Origin of the sequence: Prevotella sp. AM23-5 (genome assembly GCF_003473645.1) — a bacterium.
Classification (GTDB): Bacteria; Bacteroidota; Bacteroidia; order Bacteroidales; family Bacteroidaceae; genus Prevotella; species Prevotella copri_A.
Genome location: NZ_QUCG01000022.1, coordinates 25,671 through 44,511 on the forward strand (window position 1 = coordinate 25,671; position 18,841 = coordinate 44,511).

The 18,841-nt window shown below is 41.5% G+C and carries 14 protein-coding genes; 7 read left to right on the forward strand and 7 right to left on the reverse strand.

The window, feature by feature from the left end; all coding sequences use genetic code 11:
- Positions 1–2: 2 nt before the first annotated feature.
- The 3 genes from DW657_RS07260 to DW657_RS07270 form a co-directional block, all read right to left on the reverse strand.
- Positions 3–596 carry a hypothetical protein gene (locus DW657_RS07260; protein WP_147381903.1) on the reverse strand — a complete coding sequence of 198 codons (594 nt, stop codon included), beginning with the start codon at positions 594–596 and terminating at the stop codon, positions 3–5.
- Positions 597–650: 54 nt separating this feature from the next.
- On the reverse strand, positions 651–2,978 hold the full coding sequence (locus DW657_RS07265; protein ID WP_118311972.1) for a TonB-dependent receptor domain-containing protein: 2,328 nt from the start codon (positions 2,976–2,978) through the stop codon (positions 651–653).
- A 185-nt stretch (positions 2,979–3,163) separates the two neighbouring features.
- Positions 3,164–4,729 carry an ATP-binding protein gene (locus DW657_RS07270; protein ID WP_118311973.1) on the reverse strand — a complete coding sequence of 522 codons (1,566 nt, stop codon included), beginning with the start codon at positions 4,727–4,729 and terminating at the stop codon, positions 3,164–3,166.
- A 154-nt stretch (positions 4,730–4,883) separates the two neighbouring features.
- On the opposite strand from DW657_RS07270, the gene DW657_RS07275 reads away from it, so the two are divergent.
- The 3 genes from DW657_RS07275 (at position 4,884) to DW657_RS07285 (ending at position 8,388) form a co-directional block, all read left to right on the forward strand.
- Positions 4,884–6,602 (forward strand): sigma-70 family RNA polymerase sigma factor, encoded by a 1,719-nt coding sequence (locus DW657_RS07275; protein WP_118311974.1) that lies wholly within the window; start codon positions 4,884–4,886, stop codon positions 6,600–6,602.
- A 74-nt stretch (positions 6,603–6,676) separates the two neighbouring features.
- On the forward strand, positions 6,677–7,471 hold the full coding sequence (locus DW657_RS07280) for a bifunctional 2-polyprenyl-6-hydroxyphenol methylase/3-demethylubiquinol 3-O-methyltransferase UbiG (protein ID WP_118311984.1): 795 nt from the start codon (positions 6,677–6,679) through the stop codon (positions 7,469–7,471).
- A 119-nt stretch (positions 7,472–7,590) separates the two neighbouring features.
- Positions 7,591–8,388 carry an Ig-like domain-containing protein gene (locus DW657_RS07285; protein WP_118079266.1) on the forward strand — a complete coding sequence of 266 codons (798 nt, stop codon included), beginning with the start codon at positions 7,591–7,593 and terminating at the stop codon, positions 8,386–8,388.
- A gap of 125 nt (positions 8,389–8,513) precedes the next feature.
- Here DW657_RS07285 and DW657_RS07290 read toward each other — a convergent pair whose 3' ends face one another.
- Together DW657_RS07290 and DW657_RS07295 are read right to left on the reverse strand one after the other, a co-directional pair.
- Complete coding sequence (locus DW657_RS07290) at positions 8,514–9,071, reverse strand: hypothetical protein (protein WP_118311975.1); 558 nt, start codon at positions 9,069–9,071, stop codon at positions 8,514–8,516.
- Between the two features lie 93 nt (positions 9,072–9,164).
- Positions 9,165–9,938: a helix-turn-helix domain-containing protein gene (locus DW657_RS07295; protein ID WP_233546654.1), complete on the reverse strand. Its 774-nt coding sequence runs from the start codon at positions 9,936–9,938 to the stop codon at positions 9,165–9,167.
- Positions 9,939–10,142: 204 nt separating this feature from the next.
- Here DW657_RS07295 and DW657_RS07300 point away from each other — a divergent pair, with 204 nt between their 5' ends.
- Positions 10,143–12,239: a hypothetical protein gene (locus DW657_RS07300; RefSeq protein WP_147381904.1), complete on the forward strand. Its 2,097-nt coding sequence runs from the start codon at positions 10,143–10,145 to the stop codon at positions 12,237–12,239.
- Positions 12,240–12,283: 44 nt separating this feature from the next.
- Here DW657_RS07300 and DW657_RS07305 read toward each other — a convergent pair whose 3' ends face one another.
- Together DW657_RS07305 and DW657_RS07310 are read right to left on the reverse strand one after the other, a co-directional pair.
- On the reverse strand, positions 12,284–13,222 hold the full coding sequence (locus tag DW657_RS07305) for a DMT family transporter (protein WP_118311977.1): 939 nt from the start codon (positions 13,220–13,222) through the stop codon (positions 12,284–12,286).
- 28 nt (positions 13,223–13,250) lie between these two features.
- Positions 13,251–14,837 carry an ATP-binding protein gene (locus DW657_RS07310; protein ID WP_118311986.1) on the reverse strand — a complete coding sequence of 529 codons (1,587 nt, stop codon included), beginning with the start codon at positions 14,835–14,837 and terminating at the stop codon, positions 13,251–13,253.
- A 204-nt stretch (positions 14,838–15,041) separates the two neighbouring features.
- Here DW657_RS07310 and DW657_RS07315 point away from each other — a divergent pair, with 204 nt between their 5' ends.
- From DW657_RS07315 to DW657_RS07325, 3 genes are read left to right on the forward strand one after another with little or no spacing between them, the layout of a single operon-like run.
- Positions 15,042–15,533 carry an RNA polymerase sigma factor gene (locus tag DW657_RS07315; RefSeq protein ID WP_118311978.1) on the forward strand — a complete coding sequence of 164 codons (492 nt, stop codon included), beginning with the start codon at positions 15,042–15,044 and terminating at the stop codon, positions 15,531–15,533.
- Complete coding sequence (locus DW657_RS07320; RefSeq protein ID WP_118311979.1) at positions 15,530–16,141, forward strand: FecR domain-containing protein; 612 nt, start codon at positions 15,530–15,532, stop codon at positions 16,139–16,141. The genes DW657_RS07315 and DW657_RS07320 overlap by 4 nt, the downstream gene beginning before the upstream one ends.
- Positions 16,142–16,192: 51 nt before the next feature.
- On the forward strand, positions 16,193–18,787 hold the full coding sequence (locus DW657_RS07325) for an outer membrane beta-barrel family protein (RefSeq protein WP_158577329.1): 2,595 nt from the start codon (positions 16,193–16,195) through the stop codon (positions 18,785–18,787).
- Positions 18,788–18,841: the final 54 nt, after the last annotated feature.

Genomic DNA, 18,841 nt, shown 5'->3' on the forward strand with positions numbered 1-18,841 from the left:
AATCATATCTCTTCCAACAAAGGCGAGAGATAGAACTTGGGGAAGTATTTCACCTCCTTGCCTTCCAAAAGGTTTACGAGGATGTTGGCACAATAGCCAGCGGCAATGTATGCCCCGATGCCCAGTTGCGGGAAAGACTCCTTGGAATAGTGCCTGATGGCTTCATCTATCCAAGGTACAGGCATCTGCCAGAACATACCGTACTGCGAGATATACTTGCCCAGTGAGCTCCGGAAATCATCCGTTCCTTTTTTCATTACTTCGCTGAATGGATAGCCTTTCGGTTTCTCTACAGCGAGAAAGGCAGCCTTGCCAAGATTGACGGCATGGATAACTGTAATGCCCCGTTCCTTGCATTTCTCATCGAAAGCGAAAGAGGCTTCGTTGTCATGCAAGGTTGCGTTCACCGCATACCGGATGCCCGACAAGTCGTATGCATCCACATCTTCCATCGTCAGCGTATCCTTTTCTATGCGATAGATTTGAAATCTATCTTCCTGCCGAGAGCTTTTATGGAAGTCATGGTGCAAGGCACAGGAAGCTATCAAGCCTCCCATGTCTGCGCCACTAATCAACAATTTTATTGGGTTGTTCATTTATAGAGAGATTTTTTGTCATTACACCATTACCGGATGCTGCAGATAGACAGATTACATTCTGTTCTTCTGACTTTCTCCAGCACCCGTACCCTTATATTTGCTTCTTGTAGTGTTGAACTTATATCGTACAGTAAGCGACACTTTGCTTGTTGACAGTCCATCATACACCATTTCCTTTATTTTGCCAAAATGAGCAATCATATGGCTATCGTTTGTCCCGAACAAATCATAGATGAAGAGCTGAAACGACAAACGATCCTTCAAGAAAGCCTTATACGCGGAAACATTCATGCAAAACATTGGCTTGTACAGATACTGGTTCTTCTCATGGCCTTTCGTGATATACGACATCATCCACGTAAACATTCCTAATTTGGTGTTGAGGGTGTTGTCAAAACGGAATGAAGCCATTGGCTTATTGAGCGATTTCCCATCGTGCGTCTCCATATCAAACCATTGCTTGTCAATGGATGCGGTAAACGAAGGATACCAAATGCCAAACGAAGGGCGCAAGTTGATGGATGCCTCTACGTCATTATACGAATTCCCATTCACAGGCTTCATCAAGCCTATTGCAGGATTATCCTTATAAGTCTCCACTGTGGATATAATCGGATTGGAAGTATGGCTGTAGGTCATGTCGAATGTCAACCATTTGTAAGCCAACTCGTAGTTGAGATTTCTACTTATCTGAGATACCAGAAATGGATTTCCCGTTTCATACGTGTATCGGTTATCATACTGAATGCCACTGCGTAAATTATGATAGGAAGGACGATTAATGTCGGCTGCATAGCTCAGCTGCATCTGTACCTTGCCCACAGGCATCGATAAGCTGAGCGATGGGAACCAATTGCCATACGACTTGCTTTGCCCAGGCACATACTTGCCATATTCATAGTAATTGAAGTCGATGTACTCGTATCTCATACCTGCCTCCAAACTCAGATTACCGAAATCTCTTGAATAGGTCAAGAATGAGGATGTCATGCTTTCTGTAATACGGCTGTCGTCATCCGATACCAAGTTGGTTGGCACAACCTGATACTTTGAGGTACGATGGGTATTGGAATATTCACCACCCAAAGACAGATTTCCTCCTAATAATGGGTAAGAAAGCACCAGCTTGGAAGCGAGCAGATGATAGTCCTTGTTAGTCAAGCTATGAGCCGTTTGGCTTTGTGCATTCATCTCCACTTCCTGGTATTGCTCTTTGGTAACATCGTTCTGGTATTCCTTCGACCATAGCCAGTCGGTATTGAAATCGATGCTGAGCTTACCAATCTTTCCTACATAGTAAATATTGCTTGAAAGATTATTCTTCTGCCAAAAGAAATCAGCATGACTATCAGAACTTTCAGACAATTCTTCGTTTTGCAATATCAAAGAACTCATATCGCCGTTCCATGTTTGTTTAGGATTTCTAAGAAAACCAAAGTTGGCGCCTATCGAGTTGTTGGCATCCAACTGATAGCTGGCATCCAAGCGGAAGTTCATGGCTTCGAGAATACCTACTTGTCTGATTTCACTCTTCTGGTTCCAAGCCTTGTCAAGATAAGTCTTCTGCTGCAAGTCTTTGTTGTCGGGTTGATATTGTCTTGCCCCAAAGGCGTATGCGCCCAGCTCCAAGCCATTCTTGCGATAGCTCATATTCAATCGGCTATATCCACCTAAGTTTTTCTTTTCATCATATTCACCTGCGGTTGAGGCATCAAATCCGAAGCCCTCGCCTTGTATCTTCTTAGTTGTGATACGGATGACCGCCTTGGTGCTGGCTGCGTAACGAGCACCAGGGTTAGTGATGACTTCCACCGACTTGATGTTGTCGGAATGCAAACGGTCCAGCTCGCTCTTGTCTCTCATCTGTCGTCCATTGATATAGATAACAGGCTCACCGCGACCGAATATCTTGATGCTGCCATTCTGGGCAGAAACGTTAGGGATGCGGTCGAGCAGGTTCTCCATGGTTCCTGCCTTCTCAAGTACGGATCCGACAACGGTTGTCGTCATTCCGCCATTCTTCAGGATAGTCTTAGGCAGGGATGACTTCACGACAACTTCGCCGAGCATCTTACTGTCTTCTTCCATCTTGATAATGCCCACATTCTCGCCAGTGCAATCCATGCAGATAGTCTTATAACCTACGGATGTCACCTTGATGATTCCGCTGTTGCAGGAAGAGTCGATGGCAAAGCTGCCATCCTCTCCACTCACAGCACCCTTGACGAAAGCTGAGTCAGTTCTATTCAATAATACTACATTGGCAAACGCCAAAGGTTCTCCCTTGGTATTCATCACCTTGCCGGTGATATTCTGCGCCATCATCGGAGTCATAGCCGAGAGGCACAACGCTGTGGTAAAAATTACTTTTTCCTTCATATTGCTACAGTTTTGCTTGATTCATTTATTTTCTGCTGCAAAAGTATAGCTTTATAGGAAAAAGCCTTTGACACAAAAGTGTATTTCTCAAGAGTGCGGCTTAAGAATTACACTTTTGTGTATAAAAAGAAAGGATAAATAGCGTTTGGTGATAGGGGATAAATAAGGTAAAAGCATTTTTTATCTTATGCTTTTTCGATTATCCAATTTTCGATATTCCCAGTTTTACTGTCGAAGTTGATGCCGACCTTGGTCATTGGCTTGCCGCTTAGCGCAAATCGTTTGTGATAGTTCTTCAGGTTGATTTGCCGCATTGCAGACTTCGCACTCCTGTCCAACTTAATCTCCAACAGGAAAAGGTCTGTATGGGTGAGCAATACGATGTCAACTCTGCCGTTGGGTGTATGAACTTCAACGTCCACCTGATAGTCTGTAAGCAGAGAGAATATGATGAAGAGCATTTGCTGGTAATGTCCCTCATAATGAGCGTTGTTGCAGTAAGGAACGGTTCCCAGAAATGTCTGGAGTAAGGTTAATGCCTCCTCCATATTCTGCTTATCCAATGCCTGTGCGATACGACGGGCAGTATTGGTTGTTGCAAGTGTATTTTGTGTGACGTATGATGGAATCAGTGCCTTGGTCAGTCCCATTTTCACCTCCTTGTTAGGAACATCAAGAACGTAATAGTTGTAGTCTTCATGATATTCCTTGATTGTGATATATCCACTTTGGTAAAGCAGCGGCATGATGGTTGGCATATTCTCCGTAGGAGCATCAAACTCACTGGCATCAGCCTCCACTCGGGTGATGATATCTGTAGGAACTACCTGATATTTGCGCATCATATTGATGAGATAAGTTGGAGTGCCGGAAGTAAACCAATAGGATCCGAACTTGTTTTCAGCAAAGCAATTCAGCAGGCTATATGGATTGAAGATATCGGGTGAGAATCTTGTAAAATGATAGCCGTCATAATTCTCTTTTAACTTGTCGATGACTTGTTCTTTCGTTATGTTTCTTCTTCGGGCAAGTTCGTCAATATCTTCCGACATCTGCATCAGAAGTTCTTCTTTGGTGATGCCACAGATACCAGCATAATCATCATTCATGGATATGTTGGTGATGTTGTTCAGTTCGCTGAAGATGCTGACTTGCGAGAACTTGGTGATGCCCGTCAGGAAGACAAAGCGCAGTTTAGCTTCGCTGTATTTCAAAGGACTGAAGAAGTTGCGCATGATATTGCGTAAGGTATCCAATTGTTCTTGCTCGTGAGCCACATCCAGCATGGGTGCATCATATTCATCAATAAGTACGACTACCTGTTTTCCGGATTTCTCGTATGCAGTATTGATCAGTTCTGTCAATCGGTTATTGGCATCAATTTGTGGCTGTGTGATACCCCATATCTTCTCTTCTGTTTCCAGAATGAATGCGAGATATCTCTCCAGCTGTTCTTTATTCATGTGTTTGCCTCCGCTCAAATCAAAGTGGAGCACAGGATATTCTGTCCACTCCTTTTCCAGCTTTTCGATGGCAAGACCATTGAATAAGTCTTTCTTGCCTTCAAAGTAACTCTGGAGGGTGGTGAGAAATAGGGATTTTCCAAAGCGGCGTGGACGTCCCAAGAAGAAATAGGTACCGCTGGTGTGAGTCAGGCGGTAAACGTATTCCGTCTTGTCGATATAGAGCTTGTTTTCCTTGCGGATTCGCTCGAAAGTCTGTATGCCTAATGGATATAACTTAAGTGCCATAATCTTCGATGTTTATATTTCCACCGCAAATTTACAATTAATATTTGATATATGCAAATAATCAAGCGCTTTTATGTTCTTTAACGATTTTTCGTGCAGTATTCATGCTGGTTTCATATCTATATATAGATAAATTGTGCAAAATAATATACTCATGGATTCAAATATACAAACTTTAGTATTTAAAGCAAAACAAGGAGATAATAGTGCTTTCAGCACATTGTATCAGATATATTATCCTAAAATGAAAGGTATATGTATCAATATTCTTAAAGAGGACAAGGATGTCATTGATGACCTTGTCCAAGATGCATTTATACTAGCGCTTGTATCTTTGAAAGATTTGAAGAATCCTAACAGATTCGGTCAATGGCTTACAAGTATAACTTCTAATCTTGCATTAAAATACAAAGAAAAGGGTAATACATTTAGATATATTTCTTTATCAGACATAGATGAAAGTGTGATTGACAGCTGTGATGATTGTAGAAATACAGTATCTTCTATCCAATACGAGGATATTATGGCTGAAATCGATAAATTACCAGTTGGATACAAAAAGGTTTTCAAGCTTTCTGTGCTAGATGGTTTGTCTCATCAGGAAATTGCAAAATTGCTTGATATCGCTCCACACAGTTCTTCTTCGCAATTAGCGAGAGCTAAGGCTTTGTTGAGAAACAAATTGAGCCAGAGAACAATACTAATTATGGTATTGGTTCTCATCATTATTCCTGTATATAAGCAACTTATAACCAAAAAACAGCTTATTTCAGAAAATGATACCAATATAACACGCAGACGTAAAATAAAAGGTCCAGTTAGTCCAGCATCAAAGAACGATGTTGACTCTACAAACTGTACCCCAAAGCAGAATTCATGTACTCATTATCACAAGATACTAACCATAGAGACTATAGCAGCAATGCGTGATGACACAACGGAAATAAAACATAATATAATTGCAAATATAACAGATACATTGCGAGATGAAAAGCAGTTTGCTGTAAATAGAACTGATAGTATCTTGGTAAAAGATTCTATCATCGCCCCTAATCTCTATAAGGAATCATGGATTACAGAAAATCTTGAGGTTCACAAAAGGAATAAGTGGCAATTACTGGCTGCAGGTTCTTTGGGTACGACTCTTGTACAGAGTGTATGTAAGTTTATGAAAAGTAACGATATTACTAATGATTTGCCTTCTGGTCCGGACCAGCCAACAGACCCAACCAACCCTTCTGGGAAGTATTTCACGACATGGGAAGACTATGCAAAAGAGCTACATCGCATATCCCAGGCAGACCCTACTACAGAAAATGTAGCCATGGCAGATATTGCAGACCACAATAGTGGAAAAATAGTAGAAGTAGAACATCATGACAAGCCAATAACATTGAGCATTGCTGTAAATAAAAACATAGGTAAAAGATGGAGTTTAGAGACAGGACTTCAATATTCTTATCTGAAATCATATCTCATTCTTGGTACTGGCAGCTATCGTGTTGACAAGGAACAAAAGCTCCACTATCTTGGTGTTCCTTTCAAACTGTCTTATCAATTTATGAAGTTCAAGAGATTGTCAACTTATGGTTCTGTAGGCACTGGTATTCTGATTCCTATATATGGAAAAACGGATGCAGATTATATCGTCGGAGATAAGTCTGCATACACAACAGATTGGAAACTGACGCTCCCGATACAGTGGTCTGTTAATACAAACATCGGAATCCAATATCAGTTTGCACCAAATCTGAATCTGTTTATAGAACCAACCATGAATTGGTACATTCCAAATGGTAGCTGTATTAAGAATGCTTGGACAGAACGTCCATTCACATTTACCGTTCCGTTTGGAATAAGGTTCTCTTGGTAAAAAGTCTCTTTTCGCATGCAGTCTTTTTGGCAAATTTGTATCTATATGATAAAAGGTCAAAACATTATATAGATATGCAGAAAAGACATACAGATAGAAAGATGTACTTCCATGACTTGGAAATTACCTCTAAAGAGTTTTACGTCAGCTACTTATCAACTTTCAAAAAGTTGACTTCGAAAAGTAGAGTATTAGAGGTGGGTTGTGGCGAAGGAGGCAATTTAGTCCCTTTTGCCCAACTTGGCTGTAGAGTTACAGGAATAGACATAGCAGAATGCAGAATAATAGATGCGAAAGCATACTTTTCGGAAATCTGCGAAAATGCCACATTCGTGTGTTGCGACTTTATGAAATACCATGCGCCAATCAATGAAGAGGAAAAGTTTGACGTGATACTATTACATGATGTAATAGAACATGTTCCAGCGAAAGGAGAATTTCTGTTACACCTCAAAAGTTTTCTAAAGTCAACAGGCGTTCTCTTTGTCGGATTCCCTGCATGGCAGATGCCGTTTGGTGGACATCAACAGATTTGCCGAAGCAAACTCTGTTCGCACTTTCCATTCATACATTTGCTACCAAACTCTATGTATAATTCATTATTGAAACTATGCAAAGAGGAAGAGGGTACTATAAGCGAGCTGATGAGCATAAAAGAGTGCAGGACAAGTATAGAGTTATTTGAAAAATTGATAAAAAGATGTGAATTCTCTGTTGTTGACAAGAAGTTTTGGTTTATCAATCCTCATTATAAGCAGAAGTTCCAGCTTACTCCATCGCTGTTGCCTCGTTTTGTTTGGAAAATTAAGTATGCAAGAAATTTCTTCACTACTTCTTGTTGGTACATATTGAATTTGAGCAATACGTAAAAGTAATACTCTCTTGTAGAGTGATAGAATATAAAAAAGTAAAAAGAGAAATCTCATGCAAGTTTTGAAAACTAGTTGCGTTTATTAATTAGTTATAACCCTTTAATATAAAGAAGCGTATGAAAATTAGAATGATTCTTATGGCATTAGCAGCTTTGCTCTGTTTGACAAGTTGTAGCGATGATGATTCTGGAATTCAGCTCACTGAAGACGAAGTAACCGGTGATATAATTACTGGTAAGCAGATTGTTATTAACACTCTTACAACCTATACCGATAGTGGCAGCAAGGTGAATGTTAATGGAGCTAAAGGTAAAGTATCAGCAACTTCTTCTGATGATAGTGTTGCCAAGGTTTCGTGTTCTTCAAATGAGTCTGAGAAGGAGATATACGTAAGTGGCGTTTCTGAGGGAAATGTTACTATAACCGTAACCGACTCAGACGGAAACTCTGCTATCTTAAAGGTAGAAGTAAAAAATTGGACTGCCCGTTGGAAGATATATAGAACGATGTATGTGGTAAATAGAAAATGTTTAGTTGAAGGCGTTTCTTCCGAGGATTCCGCAGCTATTGCAGCCGATGCCATAGAGAACGACAAGTTCTATAAATATTATACTTTCCGTACTCCTACTAATAATCCTTTTGGTGTTATAACCAAAAGACTTACCATAACTGATAGTGAAGGAAATACTCGTATGGAGGGAGTTCTTAACATCCAACAAAATGCTGATAATACAGAAGTTTGGTATTTGTTGCCTTTCAAAGATTATAGAGCAGTTGTCTTGGCTACATTCTATAGTGACGGTGAGAGTATCTTTAAAGATGTGACAGATAATTATAAGAAGACTTATCCTCACATTAAAAAGGTCGAGCTACAAGCCATTTGTGCAATAGAGGAATTGGAGCCGGACAAATAAGTAAGAGTGTTTCTTGTAACATTTTTGTGGATAAATCCCGAGGAAAGATTTCTAAAGATACGTTTCCTCGGGATTGTTGTATTTATACAATCCCAAGAGGCTTACGAGGATATCTTCAAGGCAGATTAATATGCACCTAAAACCTTCCAGTCGTCTATGAGTTTGAATAGTCGGGGCATGGCTGGCTTGTAGCTGTCGGGATAGGTGAGGGAATAGACGAAGAGTATTCTGCCACTTTTGATGAATTTATCGTAATGACTGTAGCCATCTACTCTTACTCCGTTTTCATAGACAGGACCGGAGAGGATGAATGCCTTATTCGATGCCTGCATCGTCCTTTCCGAATGAAGCTTCTGGGCTAGAGAATCGGCACAAGCCTGGAGGGTGTTGCTATAGTTGGGGGTAACGTAACTCTCCAGGATGATGTTGGCATGATTAGTGAATGAGAAGCGGGCATAGCCCGGGTATCCCGATACCGAAGTATCCTCCTGCTGGAAGAAGCAAGGATACTTGACAACGTAGCCGAAGTCAGGGTCATTGTATTCCTTCATGGGCGCCATCTCTACCTTGGTCTTGAAATCCGCCATCGGTATATGCTTCTCTTTCGTAACCTCATGATGATAGTTGATGATGAAGTTTATCATCATCAGCAAGACAACTGCTATCAAAAAAATCTTCTTCATATCTTTGCTACTTTTATATTTTAGATGCAAAGGTATGAAGAAGATGAGAAACTGCCAAATAATAAGTATGACATTTGGCTGACATTTCTGAACTTATCTGATTGTCAGTCGGTAAGACTTGCCTCTTTCCGATTCTATCATGAGGTTGCTATTCAGCTCAATCACCGGTTTGATACGGCGAATCAAGGTATAGAGCGTTTCGCTGGCATCCGGTTTCTTGGGCCAAAGAGCATCACAAATCTCCTGTTTGGAGAGTTGGTGATGCGTATTGTCGAAGAAGAGTTGCATCAGCTGGTGCTGCATCGGAGTAAACTTGATGGCTTGTCCGCTTTCCTGATTGTAGAAGGAATCCTCGTCTTGAGAATAGCACATGGTGCCGAACATATCAGTCTCATGATTCCAGGGTTGTTTTCTGCGATGATAGTATAGCGATGCAATAGCCCAAATCATAGCCATGAGGGTAAGCGTCAAAGATGTCCGCTGGTTGCTCATACTCAAAACATCTGCCATCGAACAGTTAGCATAACTTTGGATAGAATGCTCGTTGAGAAGCATCTCTTTGCTGCTGAGCAGGTTGGCGCTATTTACCAACTGGGAATTGTTCTTGCCTCTTCTTCTGTCTTCCATCACATAGCAGAGATTACTGGTCGATTTCAGCAGGTCGATGCTGAGATGTGAGCGGTAGCTCTGGATGGTATCAGGCGTAATCCATTGATATTTATTTTCCTGAAGAGTCAGAGCCAAAGCTTTGTTCATATCTTGTACAATGGCATACTGTGCCTTGCGGTAGTTGCTTACGCTGGAGAATGCCGCAGACATCACAAGGATGGCGAAGATGAGGATGGAATGATATGCTTTCAGTTTCATATTATCTATTCTGTTTAAATGATATACTGTTTAAAGATTCAAATGCAAAAGTACAGAAATTCTATGAAAGATGGTATAAAACTAGATATAATATTCGTTAATTGATAAATGTCAGACTCATGTCAGTCATATTTTTCGCTTCGGTCTTCTCTTTTTAATACCTTTGCAGCAGAAAACAAGTTTTAGAAAAAGTATATGATGACAATGAAGAAAAGTAAATTGTTAACAGCTATGGTGATGCTGTGGGCATTGATCTCTTGTGTAGAAATACGTGCCCAGGAGATCCAGAAGGTATCGAATGATTCTATAGCCTTGCAAGAGGTTGTTGTGAAGGCGGCACGAGTAGTCAACAAGGAAGATGGCAAGTTGATATTCCCAAGCGATATTCAGAAGCAGCGTTCTTTTTCTGGTTTTTCGCTTTTGGGAAAGTTGGCTTTGCCTCATATTAGGGTTGATGAGGCTGGCCGTTCCATTTCTGCTACCGATAATAAAGGAGAAGTGCAGATTCGTATCAATGGCATTCTCGCCAATATGCATGACGTGCAGATGCTGGATGTAGCTTCTATTATGAGTGTAGATTATATCGACAGCCCTGGCGTAAGATATGGAAAGAATATTGCATACGTGATAGATATTCATACCCGCAGGGCTTCATCGGGTGGCAGTTTAGGCTTCAACCTGACCAATGCGCTAACTACCAAGCTCGGTTCGAACGATGTCTATGCATCTGTCAATAGGGGCAAGAGCCAATTGAATATTTTATATGAGCAGACTTATGTGGATAATAAGGCATCCGAATATAATGAGGATGCTCAATATCTTCTACATGATGGTTCTGAGTATCAGATATCTCGAAAAATCATGAATGGGGCAACTCGAAATTATGATAATACATTGCAGTTGAAGTATAATCTGGCTGATTCTGCCTTATATGTATTCCAGACAACGCTTATCACGGATTTCAGCAATCAGCCTTATATATCGAATGAGATGTGGTTTTCTGAATCTGGAAAGCCTGCGTATCCTGTTTACAGAACCAGCAAGGGTAGGGATTTTACTCCTGCTCTCGATTTGTATTTCTATCATCAGTTGGGCAAGCATCAGTCTTTGTCGGCAGATGTTTTGGGTACTTATATCCACACCAAAGGAGCCTATTATGAATGTGAGGGCGAACCCTATCAATATCAGGTAGATGGAAAGACCTATTCGCTCATAGCCGAGGCTATCTATGAAAACCGGTTGAAACCCTTTACTTTTTCTGCAGGAACCAACTTGAACTGGAAATATATGGATAATCAGTATTTGGGTGATGTGATTAGCGAGAATGGTATCCGTTCATTGGGGATTTATGGTTTTGCACAAATCAAGGGAAGTTTGGGACAATTCAAGGAAGGAACATCCCGTTTAACTTATGTAGCTGGCTTCGGGTTGAGTAATCAGTCTTATCGACAGGGAGATGAGGATTTTAGTTTTTGGCTTTGTCGTCCGAAACTCACATTGGCTTATTGCTTGACATCTTCGTTTCAGATCCGCTTGGGAAGTGAATTATCACAGCATATTTCGCAGATAGCTATGATTTCGGATATCCGTATTCGAAAGAACAGTATGGAATGGACTGTGGGTAATCCTTCGCTTAAGCCTAACAGTAGATATGAGAACTGGGTTGCGTTCTCTTTCAGTAAACCAAGGATTAATACTGATTTTACCTTGAATTATCGCATCAATCGTCATTGTAATTTGGCGAAATACACCCGCACGGATAATGATCAGTTTCTTTATACCCAGGCGAATCAGCCTCATTGTAATATGTTGTATCTTACGAATGATACCCGGTTTGACATTATCCCCGACCACCTTATATTATCTGTGAATGCAGGTATTTACCGTTTTTTCAATAAGGGCGATGAGTACAGTCATTGTTATACCGCTTATAATTATGGTGGAACATTACAGGGATATTGGGGAAAATGGACTGTGATACTGTATGCTGATAACGGTTGGAACTTTATGGAGGGAGAGCACATCGGGCATAATCCTCCTTCATTGGCTGCCTCAGCCAGTTATCATATGGGTGATTTCGATTTTACGCTCTATATGCATAATCCGTTTATGGCTCATCCGAAATCCTATTCAGCAGAAATCGTCAACGCATTACTCCGTAAGCAGGTTTGTGGTTATGACAATTCGGGAGGTAATTTGTTCCGTATCGGTGTTGCCTGGAATATCAATCGGGGAAAGGAATACCGTAAGATACAGCGGAATATCAACAATGAGGAGCGCGAAACGGGTATCTTGAAATAGGTGGCTTTGCTTTCTATATGGGTTGCATGGGCAACAGCCGGAATTTATTTCTTCCCTTTATTGATGATATAAATTCCGGCAGTAGCCAATGCGCCTGCTATCAGATACTTCCAGTAGAAGGTTTCGCCCAGACAGAGACAGGAGGTGATGGCTCCTACTACGGGGATGAGCGAATTGTATATCGCTACCTTTCCTACGGGATTGCAGCTCAATAGTTTATTGTAGAGAGCGAAACTGATGGTTGAGATGGCGATGAGTAGCAGAAGGATTGTGATGCCCCAGAGGCTGATGACTGGCAGATAGCCACCCATTAACAATGCAGGAATCACCAGCAAGGCTCCACCGATGCTCAGCGAATAACTGGTTCCTACGAAAACATCCACTCTTTTGCTCAATCCTCGGGTCAGCAGGGAAGCACTGGCTCCACACAGGGCATTGAGGATAATCATACCATCGCCCAGGAATGTGAAACTTCCGCTTTCCTTTCCGCCAAGGTTCAAGGCTAGGATACCCAGGAATCCGATGATGCAGCCCAATGCCTTTCGCCACGTCATCCTGTCGCTCTTGAAGAAGATGCAGGCAAGGATAATCACCGTGAAGACGCTCATAGAATTGAGTATCGCCGAACGTGCTCCAGCATTATGCGAGAGTCCGAAATAGAAGAAGGCATAATGAAGGGTGGTGTTGAGGAGTGCATAGAGGAGAAGGAACCAGACATTCTCTTGAACAGCTTTCTTCTTGAATCCGAATTTACGGTGCGAGCTTCTGGCGATGGCCAGGATGATGATGCCGGAGATGAAGAAGCGGATGCCGGCAAAAAGCATCTTGCTTCCGGTCATGTCTGCTGTAATCTGATATTCCTCCATTCCCATTTTGATCAATGGGTAAGCCCATCCCCACGAGATTGCAGCCGTAAGGGCGAACAGGCTTACCCATACCGGGCGCTGAAATATACTGAGTGTATTTGTTTCTTTCTTTTCCATTTATATTTATTGTAGGAGTCTTGAAGGGCTATTTTACCTCTTCAAACTCCCAGTCTTCTACTGTTCTGGTTTGAGTACTGAAGCTGATACCTATTTTATATATTTTTCTTTCATCTGCGGAGTAAGGAATCATATAACCTTTCTCGTCTATTTGCTCCAAAGCCTCTTGGGCAGGTTTGTTGATCTTTATCTCAAAGACAAAGATTGCTGTAGGAGCAAACATTACTGCATCAGCTCTTCCCCTGCAACTTTTTACTTGTGTATAGGTTGCCACATTCATCATTGAAAGAACGATGTAGAGAATAGTCTCATAATAATATTCGCTCTTTTGCATATTCTCCAATACGCTCTTTCCACCCTCTGGGTATGGAATAGAAGCAAAGTAAGCCTTCATCTGTTCCATGGCTTGGTCTATGTTACCCGTCAGCAGGTCACGATAGAAGAGTGCTGCAAAACCTAAGGATTGGCTATCGCTCTTGCCGGAATAGATGGGAAGGAGATTCTCCATTAATCCTGCCCTTACCTCTTTGTTTGGAATGCCTAGATAATATCCATTGCTCAGCGGGTCATACTTTTTGATGGTAAGATAGCCGCTTTGGTAGAGCAAAGGCAAGGCATCGCTCATCTTTTCCGTAGGACGGTCGAAGGATGAGGAAAAGGCAAACATATCGTCAAGTGTTGTGACATCTGTATGGAAATGTTGCATCTGATGAATCAGGTAGGTTGATGTACCCGAAGCATACCAGTAGTTGTCGATGAATCCTGCCGCAAAACTTCTCATGAGACTGTATGGATTGAAGATATCTTCACCTTCCCGGCTGAAGTGGTAACCATCATAGTTTTCTCTTAGCAATTCTCTCATTCTTTTGTATGATACATGATTTTTGCTAGCCAGCAAAGCAATATCTTCTTTCAGAACGGTGTCCAGTTCATCCTTGGTGATGCCGCAGATGGTAGAAAACTCCGGATCCATACTGATGTTGGTAAGATTATTGATGGTGCTGAAGATGCTGAGTTGAGAGAATTTTGTGATTCCCGTGATAAAGGCAAAATGAATATGCGAACTGTTGGCTTTAATAGGCGCATAAAACTCCTGCATGATAGTTCTTACAGCTTCCAGTTTGGTCTCATCATGCAACACATCAAGTAGAGGAGCATCGTATTCGTCAATAATGATAACGACTTTTCTGCCGGTCATCGATTCTGCCTGTTCTATGAGCTGGGTTAAGCGGTTACCGGCACTTTTCCTCATATCTTCTATTCCGAATTGCTTTTCGAACCTGCGTAATTGCATGTCGAATTTTTCAGGAAAGAGAGATAAATCGCAGTTCTTGAAGGTTGACAGATCGAAATGGAGTACAGGATATTCTGTCCATTCTTTCTCCAAAGTTTCGATAGCGAGTCCTTTGAAAAGCTCTTCCCTTCCTTCAAAGTAAGAGTGCAGCGTACTGCTTAGCAGGGACTTACCAAAACGGCGTGGACGGCTGAGAAACACATATTTGTATTTCTTTGCCATATTGTAAATGAGGGCGGTTTTATCTACATAGATCATACCTTCCTCTATGATGTCGCTGAAGGTTTGCACCCCAACGGGATAGATTCTTTCCTTTGCCATAATCATCGAAGTTTATATTTCCACCGCAAATTTACAATTATTATTTGATATATGCAAATAATCAAGTGCAATATTTGAAACAGCAAAATAAATATCCTCCTTATCTTTTCTTTTTTAGGATAAAATGAGTACTTTTGCAAAAAAAAGTTGGATTCATAGGTTAGCATTTTCTCTACTCGAGGGTAATAGCTAGTAAAAATCGTGATGGAAAAGAAAGAAATATCAACACTGTTCAGGCAGAATTACGGGCGGATGTATGGGATGGCTGTCAGCATCCTCTACGATGAGCAAGAGAGCAAGGATGTGGTTAGCGACATCTTTGAACGATTGCTCGAATCTGATACCGTATTGTTGCCAGATACCGTCGAGCACTATCTGCTAACGAGTGTTCGAAACAGTTGCCTCAAGCGCATTTCACAAAAAACGAACCGGCAGCGTATCGCTATGCTTTATGCCAGCGAACAACAGATGACTGCATCTCCAGAAGAAGATGAACTCCAATTGGAGCAGATGCTGCATTTTGCCAAGACCCATCTCACCCCACAACAGCAGTGCATTTTCAAGATGCGATTCCTGGGAGGGATGAAGTATGGAGAGATAGGAGAGGAACTGGGTATCAGCCGAGTGGCAGTCTGGAAACATCTTTCCAGCATTACGAAGATGATTAAAGAACAATTTAAAAATTCAGAGTTATGACCAACAAGAGTAATGACGATCAGTTAGTTCTGCTGAAGCGGGCTTTTGCCTATGAGAAGGCGAAAGACTCTGTGGATGTGGATAAAGCTTGGAAGGAGTTTGAGGCAAAGCTTGCTGATACTGATTCCAAGCAAGGGGATGAGGCTTTGGATATTTCCGAAAAAGCGTATCATCCGATAGAGCAATCTTCCTGGTTGAAGATAGCAGCCGTCTTTATGGGATTGCTGATGCTTTCGGGCATTTCGTATGCGGCTTATCATATTGTGAACCGTGCAGAAAAGAACGAGACGGCTTTGGTGACAGATAGCGTGAAGACACCGCAAAAACAGAAGGCAAAGGTTGCGGTAGATGACGCTTGGCTGAAGATAGAACCAACCAAGAAAGCCCCTGTTATCTTTGAGGATATTGAGTTGTCTGGCATCTTGGAGTATATTGCCGATAAGATGCAGGTAAAGGTGGAGTACCGCAACCAGGCAGCAGCACATATCCGTTTTTATCTGCAATGGGATAGCAAGGATTCCCTGCAGGATATCATCGACAAGATCAATCACTTTGATAAGGTACATCTTTCCTTTGATGAGGCTAATCAGATGTTGATTGTAGAGTAAATACGCATGATTTGTTCCTATCCGACAGGAACTGTGAAAAAGAGAGAAACTATGAAGAGAATCATATTTATGATATTTCTGTGTATGGCGCTTATGGCAGGCTATGCACAACGCTTGTCGCATACTTTCGACAAGGCTTCGTTCAGTAAGGTCTTGGTCTGGCTAGACAAGGCTCAACCCCAATATAAAATCAATTTTATCTACGATGAGTTGGAGGATTTCACCGTCAGTACTTCTTTCAAGAACAAGGATGTCCGTGATATCGTAACCCAGGTAATTGGCTTTTATCCCATCCGTGCCACCTTCGACAAGGATGAGATCTATTTCGAGTGTGTCCAGAAGGAACCCCAGAAGCTGATAGGAAGGGTGTTGAATGATAAGGGCGCACCGATGGAATTTGTCAACATCGCTCTTCTGGATGTCAGGGATTCCAGCTATGTGAATGGGGGTGTGAGCAATCTTTCTGGCGACTTCGTGATTCCTGTTCATCAGAAGCAGGTCATCGTCCGTTTCTCCTATGTTGGCTACAAGACCCAGTATAAACGGGTGAATGTGGGCAAGATGGGCAGTATCCGGTTGTTCCGTGATGCCTATACATTAAATAAGGTGGTGGTGAAAGCCTACAAGCCTTTGTTCCAACGCAAGGAAGACAAGACCGTTTTCAATGTGAGTGAACTGAAGAATATCGGGGCTATGAATGCCACGGATGTGTTGAAGTATGCTCCAAAGGTGATGGTGCAGGATGATGCTTCCGGAGGAGTGAATATCAAGGTGAATAATACAGAGGCAACCATTTTCGTAAATGACAGAAAACTGGCAGGAACGGAACTGAAGTCTTTCCTTTCAAGCATCAAGGCTGATGATATCCAAAGCATTGAGATACAAGATACGCATGGTGCTGAGCATGATGCCGACATTAAGGGTGGTATTGTTCATATCAGGACAAGGATTCGGGCTGGTTTTAATGGAAGTATCACGGGATATGTGGGAAATCTAAGCCCAGAATCGAGTAAGTTTTATTCCTATTATCCATTATTGAATTTTAATTTGGGAACGGAGCGTTGGAATGTTTATGCCTCTACTTATTATATCTGGGCAAGAAATGCCCTATATGGTGAGACGCAACATCATTTTATGGAGACAGATACCCATCATCTTGTTGCTCAAACGTATGATAATAGGCAAAAGTTATATTTCTATCGTGTGGGTAGTATCTATGCCATTGATAAGAAGCATCATCATCTCTTTGGCGCTGAGCTGAATGGAAATATCAATAATGGGCATGCTGTTAGTGCGGGTGATTACTGTAAGTTTACTGATGCCAATAAGATGACGTATCAAGGTGTTTCTGATATGAACGACCATAATAAAACGGATTATCTGAATGCGGTGCTTTCTTACAATTGGAAAATAGATGAGAAAGACAGTTATCTAAAGGTATTAGGCAACTATAATTATAAGCATGCCAATAAGGGCAATAGTTTCGTAGCATCTTATGAAGATTATGAGCCTTTGCATACGGATGAGTATAATCAATCAACCTCGAATGCCAATACAGGAAGTTTGCAGACGGATTTCCGTTATAATTTCCCTAGCAGTTTGGCGCTTCGCTTAGGTTCTAAATATGAGAATAATATCAGAACCACAGGATTGAACATCAGGAACAATCTCGTGGAGGGAGATTTGACTTCAAGCGATTGGAAGTATCAGGAACAGGTTGCGGCTGCTTATCTCGGGTTGTCGAAGAACTTTGGAGAGAAGGTGTTTGCTTATCTGAGTATGCGAATGGAGAATACTTGGCAGAAGGGCATCAATCGCTTGACTGATAAAACAGAGGTGGATAAGCGATATACCAACTGGTTTCCTTATGCATACCTGTCTTATAAGTTCAATAACAAGAGCAGTATGAGTCTTACTTATAGCAGCAGTATCAACCGTCCTTCGTTTGGTGATCTTACCAATAACAAGGAACGTATTTCAGCCGTTCTTTATACAACTGGCAATCCGAATGTGCAGCCATCTATCAGTAACTCCCTTATATGGGAGTTGACGCATGGTAACCATTCTCTGTCTTTCTCGTATAAGCATAGGAAAGATGTGATAGCTGAGTATTTTGAGACGATTGGTGACAAGACTTATCGTGATATAACCAATTTTGGCTCAGAGACCATCGTGGGGGCTGATTATGCTTTCAATGGGAAAATCTTGCCTTGGTGGAATCTCAACATGGGGTTGGCTGGCTATTATGACGATATTCCAAAGAGTTATAATGTAAAGCACATTTGGGTGGTAAAAGGCAATTGCGTCAATTACTTCACCTTCAAGAAGATTGGTAGTATTTCTGTGGAGGGAAAATATTCTACGAGCACGATAGATGCAAACTATAAAAGTCATCCTCTTGGCTACGTGTGTTTAGGGTATAATCGAACATTCTTGAAGGATGCCTTGTCGCTGGGTTTCAGCGTATTTGATGTCTTCCATACTTTTCGTCAGAAAGGCTATCAGCTCAATCCTGTCCTCGACTATGAGTTCTATCAGAAGGCATACTCCCGTTATAGCCTGACATTGACTTATAGCTTCCACAATAAGTATAAGGCTCGTAAAGGTCAGATTCAGAATGATAACTCTATTATCAATCGACTATAAAAAATGGGGAATCTGTTTTTGCAGGTTCCCCTTTTTCCTCTTTATCAATTCCTT

Coding starts and splice junctions, on each gene's coding strand:
- DW657_RS07260 (WP_147381903.1), bottom strand. CDS start 596: ATGAACAACCCAATAAAATTGTTGATTAGTGGCGCAGACATGGGAGGC.
- DW657_RS07265 (WP_118311972.1), bottom strand. CDS start 2,978: ATGAAGGAAAAAGTAATTTTTACCACAGCGTTGTGCCTCTCGGCTATG.
- DW657_RS07270 (WP_118311973.1), bottom strand. CDS start 4,729: ATGGCACTTAAGTTATATCCATTAGGCATACAGACTTTCGAGCGAATC.
- DW657_RS07275 (WP_118311974.1), top strand. CDS start 4,884: ATGGATTCAAATATACAAACTTTAGTATTTAAAGCAAAACAAGGAGAT.
- DW657_RS07280 (WP_118311984.1), top strand. CDS start 6,677: ATGCAGAAAAGACATACAGATAGAAAGATGTACTTCCATGACTTGGAA.
- DW657_RS07285 (WP_118079266.1), top strand. CDS start 7,591: ATGAAAATTAGAATGATTCTTATGGCATTAGCAGCTTTGCTCTGTTTG.
- DW657_RS07290 (WP_118311975.1), bottom strand. CDS start 9,071: ATGAAGAAGATTTTTTTGATAGCAGTTGTCTTGCTGATGATGATAAAC.
- DW657_RS07295 (WP_233546654.1), bottom strand. CDS start 9,938: ATGAAACTGAAAGCATATCATTCCATCCTCATCTTCGCCATCCTTGTG.
- DW657_RS07300 (WP_147381904.1), top strand. CDS start 10,143: ATGAAGAAAAGTAAATTGTTAACAGCTATGGTGATGCTGTGGGCATTG.
- DW657_RS07305 (WP_118311977.1), bottom strand. CDS start 13,222: ATGGAAAAGAAAGAAACAAATACACTCAGTATATTTCAGCGCCCGGTA.
- DW657_RS07310 (WP_118311986.1), bottom strand. CDS start 14,837: ATGGCAAAGGAAAGAATCTATCCCGTTGGGGTGCAAACCTTCAGCGAC.
- DW657_RS07315 (WP_118311978.1), top strand. CDS start 15,042: ATGGAAAAGAAAGAAATATCAACACTGTTCAGGCAGAATTACGGGCGG.
- DW657_RS07320 (WP_118311979.1), top strand. CDS start 15,530: ATGACCAACAAGAGTAATGACGATCAGTTAGTTCTGCTGAAGCGGGCT.
- DW657_RS07325 (WP_158577329.1), top strand. CDS start 16,193: ATGAAGAGAATCATATTTATGATATTTCTGTGTATGGCGCTTATGGCA.